Here is a 9,514-nt window from a genome sequence, read left to right on the forward strand (position 1 = left end):
TTAACTACTTTGCCATTAGAATGTTAGAGTTGGTGCTGCATCTTTCGCAAATTCAAGGAATGTTACAGCTCCACCTACTTCAATACCATCTATAAAGTCTTCTTTTGTTAAATTCATTACATCCATTGTCATTTGACAACCGATAAATTTTACGCCCATTTCTTGCGCCATTTCAACTAATTGCGGAATGCTCGGTACGTTTGCTTTTGCAAATCCTTCCGCAAAATGTTCTTTTCCTTCTGGCATCGGTAGTTGTTGCATCGCTTGTTTATGGATTAAATTAAGTCCTTCAAATGTGAAAAAAATGGCTACCTCTTTTTCTGTTGCAGCTGCTGCCGTTGCGATGTTAAATACTTTATAAGCGTCAAACAACCCACCGTTACTTGCGATAATTGCTACTTTGTTAGACATGATAATATTCCTCCATTTTAATTAAAATTTAAAGTTTTTTTGATAAATCGCCGTTCCAAGAACTCATTCCTGGTAGCACGTTTACCACTTTTGTAAAACCTTTTCCAGCTAATTTTTGTGCCGCTAAATCACTGCGTGTTCCTGTACGACAAATCACATAAATTTCTTGGTCTTTATCTAACTCATTTAAGCGGTCTTCTAATTCGCCCAGTGGAATTGATTTTGAACCTTCGATATGACCAAATGCATATTCAGCTTCTTCACGAACATCTAGAATAATACCGCCGTTCGCAGTACGATTGATTACTTCTTCATTTGTAATCGTTTGTTCAAATTTCTTTTCTGATTCATGGTCATCTCCACTTTTACGGATGTAATGGAGTAATACACCATCCTCTTCTTTCGTACCAAGATACTGGTGGCCAACACCTTCTGACCACGCTTTTAGGTCCGCAACTGAACCTTTGTCTGTCGCTTGTACTTCTAAGATTTGACCATCCTTCACATCATTCATTGCCTTTTTCGTTTTAACAATCGGCATTGGACATGCAAGTCCTTTACAATCTAAGTTTACATCTGCTTTTATTGACATTTCGAAAACCTCCACATACCTATAAGGGTATTATTTTTCTTAAAAAAATTATTCAACTTTCCCTTCCCAAGAAAGCATGCCACCCGTCATATTTGTTACATCAAAGCCGTGACTTTCTAAATACTGTGTCGCTTGACCACTGCGTCCGCCAGAACGACAAACCATAATATACTGTTTATTTTTATCAAGTTCATGTGAACGGAATTCAAGTAATCCAAGTGGAATATTCGTAATGCCAGGAATATGGCCAGCCTGCACTTCATCCACTTCACGGACATCTATTAGATTTAGCATTTCACCATTTTCTATACGTTGTTGAACCTCTTTTGCTGTCATTTCTTTCATTTTCAATTTCCTCCTAAATTAATTTTTAGCCTCTCCAGGCACTCATGCCACCACGAACATTTGTGACATTATCATATCCCAATTTTTTTAATTGTTTGCAAGCTTGTCCGCTACGCATCCCACTTTGACAAATGACCACAATTTCTTTATCTTTTGGAAGTTTTGAAAAATCTGATCCTAATGGGATATTTTTAAACTGACGAATATTTCTTGCTTTATATTCACCAGGTGTTCGTACATCGACAAATACTTTATCTTTATCGTTTAGTGTCCCTTTTAATGCTTCTGTCGATATAGTTTTTGTTCCTTTAGCCGGTAGCATACGCCAAATGATAAAAACAAGTGCGATCGCAATAATCAACCAAATTTCCATTTACTCGCCCCTCACATACCACCATAGGTATTTTTTAATTGAAAAATAAAAGTCAATTTTTTAACGACTTTTAACTAATAACTCCATTGCTTCTTGTACAGAATCATTGGCAGCCTCGTTGCTTTTTGCTTCCAATATACATTCTTTTAGGTTTTGACTTACAATTACAGCAATTGTGTGGTCAACACCTGAACGGACAGCTGATAATTGAGTGACGACGGCCTTGCAGTCTTTTCCTTCGTCCATCATTTTCAATATCCCTCGAAGTTGACCTTCAATTCGTTTGATACGATTTACAATTTTAACATCATACGAATTCACTTGTGCCGCCTCCTTCAAGTTCTTTTTCTCTTGCCGATATACACACAATATACCCATATAGGTATATTGTCAACAAGTAAACAAAAAAATTTTTTCGAATTTAGATTCTCCATATAAATAGCATTAATATACTTTACTTATTTAGATGAAATGGGGATGCTTGTTACAACGAACGTATAAATATATCCACCTGAAATTTAACGGATAGTGCCATCATGCTTTTCTAAAATTTCTTTTGATATCGCTAAACCTAATTCTTCACCAATTGTTATATTCGTAGATTCCGTTCGATAAAATCGTTCACAAATATATTCTTGCTCTTTCCTTGAAATAAATTGACCCTGTTAGCTAATGGAAATGCAATAAGATTCATCTTTTCTTTTCCCTGTTAATTGGGTTTTTACCCTCATGATAACAAGTGGCATTATCAATCATTTTGCTAATAACTTGTGGCATTCAATCCCCCCCGGGTTCCGCAAGTATAATAGCTACATTTTCACTTATCCTTTCATAGAATAGCAGCAGCTGTTCGTCGACCAGCCACTCCGCTAACAATGATAATTCTCTTTGTCATATTTTTCCCCTACATTTTTATTCTTTCTCCACTTTATATACGGTATAGGGTATTTATTTACTGAAAATAAAAAGCCGAACTAGTTATCGACTTTTTACAAATAGATTCACCGCTTCTTGAATTGACTCATTTAAAACTTGTTCATCACCGTCTGCTTCTTGAATACATTCAAGTAAGTTTTGGCTAACGATTAAGCCTATTGCACGATCTACTCCTGAACGAACAGCTGAAAGTTGAGTGATGACAGCTTTGCAATCTTTTCCTTCATCCATCATTTTCAATATTCCACGAAGTTGACCTTCCATTCGTTTCACTCTATTTTTGACTTTATCATCATATGAATTCAATTGCAAACTCCCTTTACATTGATTATTAATAACAACATATTATACCCCGCAAGGTATGTTGTCAAGCGCTAATGATGCCTATTAGATCAGCCAAAGGTTTATTTTCTGTGAGAGATTTGAAGTTTGTGACAAAAGTGACAACTTGCATAATGAGAGCATTATTTTTTGTCCTACATATCGAATGACATAGAATAGTCCATTATGTATATTTCTCTCTCTATTAGTATAGATAAAAATGTTTATTACACTTTATAATTATTATCTTCATCCTTAAAATTCTTCTATTTATAAACTAATATAAAAAAAGGTTTTGCCCATTTGGCAAAACCCCTAATATTTTTTTCGAATGTTTATGCTTTTAACTTAGATGGAAAAGTTTAGACTCACCAATGCGTCCCCTGTCTCTACGATTTCGTATGCATTCTTTGGCGAATAACCTGCCACAATCCGTAGAATGTATAAATTCTTGCACAAAGCGTTCCTCAACTATTCTTATATAATATTCTCTAATCCTTCATTCACTAAATATTTGTTAACCTATACCCATTCACCAGGAATATTGCCAAACTTAACGGGATTTGCATTATAATGGACAGTTACACGTTCGGCAGCCATTGCATCTGCTTTCGTAGGATGAACAGTACCAAACGGATGGTTAGGTGGCGCATAAATAGAGTAAAGTCTTAATGGAATATTCCCTGTATTTGTTAAATTGTGCCATGTACCAGCAGGTATAAAGATTGCCGAATCATCTTCTACATTTCTTTTAAAGCTCAAATTATCCCTACCTCTACCCATTTGAGTAATTCCCTGCCCCTGTTCAATCCGTAAGAATTGATCCACATCTGGATGCATTTCCAATCCGATATCTTCTCCAGGATTTAGACTCATTAATGTGACCTGTAAATGTTGCCCAGTCCATATAGCTGTACGATACGTATTATTTTGTTTCGTAGCTTCATTAATATTAATGACAAATGGATTAGGCCCTTGATCTTTTAGCATTCTTCCCCCATTCCCATTGGAAGCAAAGTTTGAGTTAATATGATGTGTAGGTTCAACCATATTAGGATAAGTCGGATACATCATTCTATTATGATACATCGGCATATTTCTATAGTAAGGATTTTGATGTACATACATATAAGGATAATACATTTTCTTCAGTCCCTTCACAGTTATCAAAATATTCTATGCAAGCTGTGAAAGTAACGTACTTTGATTCAGATACCCTAAAAGAAGTACATCAATCCTTCTTGAATTAACATTTCATAAGCTACAGATTATTATAACTCTAATTTCTCTTCTCAAAAATTCTTTAAAAAGTTCTACAATTTTGGGTCAAGCTTATAATTTAGATACCTTTAATACACTACTCATCTGGAAGTCCTCTACTCCCTTTATTTAAGTTGTGTGGATTTTTTTATTAATTCTAACTTAACAAAACTCAAAATCCAACTGTTGTTTTGTTAAAAAAATGTGTCGAATAGCAACTCATTTTTACACTTTTTAATGAAGAACTATAACACTTTTACCTCGTCCTTATATTCTAACACTATATGGACTACTATAGCTGACTAAGTAGTTATTGTTACTAACCTACATTTATCTATTTCTTATACATCTATAATTTTCTTTGATTCCGGTGTATTGATTGTTTTTTGTTCGTACAATTGGCTTTTGCAGTTAATTGCTCATCTGATTTTATGATCAAATTTCTTCACGTTATACCACACAGGGTATTAAAAAGTTTAAAAAATATATGAAGACCAAGCCTATTCTCTTTCCCCAAAAAAGCATTTAATTAGTCGTATTGATGTCTAGGAAAATTTTTTCAAATAAATAAATTCACATTTCCGTTTCCTGCTTCAGCTAGATAAGCGGCTACACCTGCATATTCAACTCCATTTAATAGTTCTTCTTGATGAAGACCTAAAAGATCCATTGTCATTGTACATGCAATAAGCTTTACTTCCTGTTCTTGAGCCATCTCAATTAATTGCGGCAAAGTCATGGCATTGTGCTTTTTCATTACCTGTTTAATCATCTTTGGCCCCATCCCAGCAAAGTTCATTTTTGATAAGCCCATTTTATCTGCACCACGTGGCATCATTTTTGCAAACATTTTTTCAAGGAATCCTTTATTCAATGTCAATGGCTCCTCTTTTCGTAATGCATTTAACCCCCAAAAGGTATGGAAAATTGTCACTTCATGATCGTAAGCCGCCGCTCCGTTTGCAATAATATAAGCCGCCATTGCTTTGTCATAGTCTCCACTAAATAAAACGATTGTTGTTCTTTTCTTTTCAGACATATAATCTCTCCTTCTTCTCAAATTACCCAGAAGGGTATGTTTTTTTAATCTATTAACCTTTTTTTTAATCCAAAATTTTAAAACATTATTGTCTTCTTCGTATTTTAATAACTCATTCCCAGTAGAGTTTGACCAAGCTGTCAAGTTAGCTTTTGCCCCTTTATCTGTTATATGAACTTCTAACACTTTACCTGATTGTAATTCATAAATAGCTTATTTTTGTTTTTACGATTGGCATCGGGCAAGCAAGTCACTTTGTATCTAATAATCTATCATTATTCATTCTTTAGCCTCCTTGTACATTCTACAACAAATACCCATATAGGTATATATAATTTTAAAAAAATAATAGGGTTTTAACCTCAATAACATACCCACACAGGTATAATAAGTGAAAGTAAAGTGCGCGTATTTTTTTATTTCGAGCTAACTTTGAAATTAATTGTCTAATCAAGATTTTCAATTAAAACTTATAAATTAACAAGCTATTTACAAGTTTTTAGCGGTGAAAAAAGAACTACCTCAACTTAATATCACGTTGAGGCAGTTTTTAATCTGCGTTAATAATTCTAACCTTACATTAGTTTGATCTTTTCTTTTCAATATCCATAAATTCACAAAGACCCGTAATTTTAAATATTCTCATCATTCGTTCAGATAGTAACAACTTCAAATCAACTTTCTCTCTAATTACTTTCTTATAAAATGCAACAATTACTCCAAGACCACTACTATCCATATAAGCTACTTTCGACAAATCTAGTTCTATTTTCATGCCGTCTGACAAAACAATCAATTCAAATTCATCTTTTAATATTGGCGCTGTATTTATATCGATTTCACCTTCAATATAACCTATTAATAAATTTTCGATTTCACGAAATTGTATATTTAGCCTCATTTACACACCTCCATAATACCCATTTTACTAATTTCCCCATTTGTGATTATTAAACCATTTAAAAGGCTTTTTAATAGTTTTTATTATAACTAATTACTCATTGATTTAAGAATATTTCTCTTAATCACCGATTTCAATATGAATATCCTTCTTAGATAAATTCAAAAAGGCATAGCAAAGCCATGCTTTAGATTTTTGTTATAGTGAAATAACGTCTTTACCTAAGATTTCATCTAATTGCAATAATGTAAATACCGTTTTTACATCGTCACTTATATTCGTAATAGTAGGGTTTCTATCATTTTCTTTTAAGTTTGTGATAATTGAAATAAGTAAGCCAATTCCAGATGAATCCACAAAGTCTATATTTTGAAAGTTTAGCTCTACTTCCCAGAACTATTCTGTATTTTAACTATTAGCTCTTCTTCAATTATTTCTGTCGCTTCAATATCTAAATCTCCTTCTAAATTAACAATCAACCTACCAGGCTCATTTTGTAAAGTAAAATTAAACATTCAATTCCTCCTTTGATACCACCAAGATACCTTGCTCATCTAATTTAGCATAGATATTTTTAGCTTTATTAAATAAAATATGAGATTGTCCTCCAACTTGAATTGTAGTATTTTCTGATGCATTTTTTATTTTAATACATCCTTTTTTCGAAACAGCAATTTTTAGATAGGATCCTGTTTTGTAACCAACTTCACCTATCGTTACACTATCTTTTCCGTAGATTTCTCCACCCCGTACAAATCCTTTTACGATAATATTCCTTTTAGCAAAAAGATTTGAACTATATACTCCTTGACCCGTTATCAATATATCGCGGTTTGAATAGATTTCACTATTTTGTACAAAATCTGCCTTAATAAAAGGAAGATCCTCTTTGTTTTCACTTTCAACGGATAAATAGAGATCTTTTGCTTGATTTGCGATATTTTCAATATCTTCTTCACTTTTCAATGTTGAAATATGAAGATTTGTAAACTCTCTATATAGCTTTTCTGCAAATTCTCTCCATTCGATATCTAGCTCTGCATGTTCTCTAACTTTTTTCACATACTCATTTACAAGGAGTGGTATATCTTTAAATTTACTATCACAAAGAATCTTTACTAGAGGTGCAAGACCGGTCACTTTAAGTGAATTTACTTTGAATGCTGATACTTGAGTTAATTGGGTAATTGCTGCATTCATGTTATATAGTGCATCAGATAGTCGCATTAATATATTTGAGAGTTCTAGTTTGATAAGACTTCCATCACCCGCTGTTAATTGACTTGCAATTACATTCTTGTTAGCAATAACAGATTTACCAGACAATACTTTCGCTCTATAAATATTTCCATCTATTAGGATATTTCCTTTTGCTTCTACTTTCATACCATCTTGAACCGATGCCTTTATATCTACTGCACCTAAGTAATTCACATTACCTGTTTCAATAGTTACATCTTGATAGAGTACTAATTTTGGAATAACAGTAACGGTTGCTAATTGGCCACTAATCTTGACTTCTGGATACCCGGACTCTGTTGAAACCACCTTTAAATCATCTACAAGAAGGACACCTGTTCCTGCCTTAATTTTAAGAGGATTTACTTTCATAGGTTCAATAAATTCACCCAGTACACTCATTCCAGCTTTCCCTTCTTCGGGTGGAATGACCTCACCAATTATTTGGCCAAAATTAACTGATGGAAACTCTCTAAAATCTCTAAAATCTATTGAACCATCTTTTCTTTCTTTCAACTGTTTTTTTACTTCGAAATTATTATAAAGTTGAAAGTAACCATCTTTTCCTTTTGTTGGAGAAGTACCTTCTGCTATAAGGAAAGTCCCATCCTCACTAGAAGAACAGGAGGAATTAATTGCCAAATAGTCTATTCCATAAACAATCCCTAGTTCTTCTAATTTACGAATCACATCATTTGGTTCAATATAGAGAGGTTTACGAACTTCAATCGTTTTAATGTGAATTAGTGGCTCAGGTTCTTGACCTTTTAATGTACGACTAATTGAGACACCTGATTTTATTTCTAAAAATGCCTGCAATTTGTCAGCACTTATTTTAACTTCCCATATAGGTAACACATCTTCATTTACAAGCTCAACTTCAATTCCATCCGCTTCACATATTACTTCAGTTGAGGTAATTAACTTTCCATTTTTATAAATTCGAACTCCTTCTGATGGTTTAATTAATGGATACTTATCTTTAGCATCTTGACAAAAAATTTTCCCATCCCTCACCCAGGCTTTACCACTTAAATCTTCATGTTTAAGACGCTCTTGCGAATTTTTAAAAGGGGTAGATTGTTGATAATTATCAATTTCAATTGTTGAAATAAAATCTTCGATTGATTTAGGCTCATCTTCATTTGGAAGATTTGATTCTTTCACCTTAACTTTTACTACAGCCGGCTTAGTTTTAATACCTAAAAAACCTTTTTCCCCGTTTTCAATGATTTCTACTTCTACTTCAGTTAATTGTTTACCTAACAGGGATAACGCTAAGTCTAATGCTTCTTTTGTATTTTTCCCTTTAGAAGTAATCGATTGCCCCATATATTCTATTCCTCCCCTCTTTTAGATTAGTGGACTATTGTAGCTAAATATATCTGTACTCTCTTTACCAATTTTCATATAAACATCACCATACGTTCCTATTTTCTTATCTATGTTTCCTAAGTTTTTCTAGGTAATGTATCTAAATAATAGGAAGCAGTTCCTATTATTCAGATACTAACCCTAAATTGCTAATTAATTTACCTATAAATTTTTGGGGCTAATTATATATTTTAAATCTTCCAATTTGTGATTTGTAATTCTTCTGCCATTTGAGATAGAGATAAAGAAGAGGCTGAATTTCCTCCATCGAGGTTAATTGTTCTTCTGCAGCTGCAGAAACATTTTGTGTTCCAGCAGCGGATTGTTCAGCGAATGTTATTGTCATAATAGCGATGTTAAGTTTATAAATGATTATAGATAGAATAGCTTGTCTCCACGGCATGTCATAAAAGAATAAGAAAAAAGGACAAATCTAAAATGCGTAAGATGCATTCAAGATTTACCCTTAAAATGAGAGGCATTGTATATGTTGGGGAATAAAAAAAAAATGATTAAAACTTAGTTAATTTTGAGTTTAATTTTAAATGTACTTCCTACATCCTTTATGCTGGTTACCGTTAAACTACCGCCTAATTCATTAACAATTTGTTTAGAAAGGCTTAACACCTGTGTTTTGCAAGATAAAAGTGCAGAAGAATGCAAAGAAAAATACACAAGCTTGCCAGCCTTCATCTGAGTATTCATTTTTGTCTTGATAATGCG

Annotated in this window: 13 protein-coding genes and 2 pseudogenes; all 15 read right to left on the reverse strand. The window is 33.1% G+C overall.

Annotated elements, in window-relative coordinates:
- Positions 1-15: 15 nt before the first annotated feature.
- Complete coding sequence (locus BJ095_RS15980; protein ID WP_107937010.1) at positions 16-411, reverse strand: DsrE/DsrF/DrsH-like family protein; 396 nt, start codon at positions 409-411, stop codon at positions 16-18.
- A gap of 28 nt (positions 412-439) precedes the next feature.
- Entirely contained in the window at positions 440-1,003 is a 564-nt protein-coding gene (locus BJ095_RS15985; protein ID WP_107937012.1) for a sulfurtransferase TusA family protein, read from the reverse strand.
- 48 nt (positions 1,004-1,051) lie between these two features.
- Positions 1,052-1,348 (reverse strand): rhodanese-like domain-containing protein, encoded by a 297-nt coding sequence (locus BJ095_RS15990; RefSeq protein ID WP_107937014.1) that lies wholly within the window; start codon positions 1,346-1,348, stop codon positions 1,052-1,054.
- 25 nt (positions 1,349-1,373) lie between these two features.
- Entirely contained in the window at positions 1,374-1,721 is a 348-nt protein-coding gene (locus BJ095_RS15995) for a rhodanese-like domain-containing protein (RefSeq protein ID WP_107937016.1), read from the reverse strand.
- 60 nt (positions 1,722-1,781) lie between these two features.
- A complete protein-coding gene (locus BJ095_RS16000) occupies positions 1,782-2,042 on the reverse strand; it encodes a metal-sensitive transcriptional regulator (RefSeq protein ID WP_235867693.1) in 261 nt (86 codons plus the stop codon).
- 657 nt (positions 2,043-2,699) lie between these two features.
- Positions 2,700-2,963, reverse strand: a complete 264-nt coding sequence (locus BJ095_RS16005) for a metal-sensitive transcriptional regulator (RefSeq protein ID WP_107937020.1) — start codon at positions 2,961-2,963, stop codon at positions 2,700-2,702.
- A 537-nt stretch (positions 2,964-3,500) separates the two neighbouring features.
- Complete coding sequence (locus tag BJ095_RS16010) at positions 3,501-4,121, reverse strand: cupin domain-containing protein (RefSeq protein ID WP_107937022.1); 621 nt, start codon at positions 4,119-4,121, stop codon at positions 3,501-3,503.
- A 676-nt stretch (positions 4,122-4,797) separates the two neighbouring features.
- The gene (locus BJ095_RS16015; protein ID WP_146223226.1) at positions 4,798-5,277 is read right to left on the reverse strand and encodes a DsrE/DsrF/DrsH-like family protein; all 480 of its coding nucleotides are present in this window, start codon (positions 5,275-5,277) and stop codon (positions 4,798-4,800) included.
- Between the two features lie 72 nt (positions 5,278-5,349).
- Positions 5,350-5,487, reverse strand: a pseudogene (locus BJ095_RS19525) (sulfurtransferase TusA family protein); the annotation flags it as partial.
- A gap of 370 nt (positions 5,488-5,857) precedes the next feature.
- Positions 5,858-6,178 (reverse strand): STAS domain-containing protein, encoded by a 321-nt coding sequence (locus BJ095_RS16020; protein WP_107937026.1) that lies wholly within the window; start codon positions 6,176-6,178, stop codon positions 5,858-5,860.
- A 198-nt stretch (positions 6,179-6,376) separates the two neighbouring features.
- Entirely contained in the window at positions 6,377-6,535 is a 159-nt protein-coding gene (locus tag BJ095_RS19310; RefSeq protein WP_235867694.1) for an STAS domain-containing protein, read from the reverse strand.
- A gap of 26 nt (positions 6,536-6,561) precedes the next feature.
- Positions 6,562-6,693 carry a hypothetical protein gene (locus BJ095_RS19430; RefSeq protein ID WP_268968905.1) on the reverse strand — a complete coding sequence of 44 codons (132 nt, stop codon included), beginning with the start codon at positions 6,691-6,693 and terminating at the stop codon, positions 6,562-6,564.
- Complete coding sequence (locus BJ095_RS16030) at positions 6,686-8,749, reverse strand: flagellar assembly protein A (RefSeq protein WP_107937028.1); 2,064 nt, start codon at positions 8,747-8,749, stop codon at positions 6,686-6,688. The genes BJ095_RS19430 and BJ095_RS16030 overlap by 8 nt, the downstream gene beginning before the upstream one ends.
- A 220-nt stretch (positions 8,750-8,969) precedes the next feature.
- Positions 8,970-9,122, reverse strand: a pseudogene (locus tag BJ095_RS19125) (methyl-accepting chemotaxis protein); the annotation flags it as partial.
- 188 nt (positions 9,123-9,310) lie between these two features.
- Positions 9,311-9,514 (reverse strand): hypothetical protein (locus BJ095_RS19180; protein WP_215534994.1); only part of this gene is annotated, 204 nt, incomplete at its 5' end.

The sequence above is a fragment of the Ureibacillus chungkukjangi genome, from assembly GCF_003217295.1.
Classification (GTDB): Bacteria; Bacillota; Bacilli; order Bacillales_A; family Planococcaceae; genus Ureibacillus; species Ureibacillus chungkukjangi.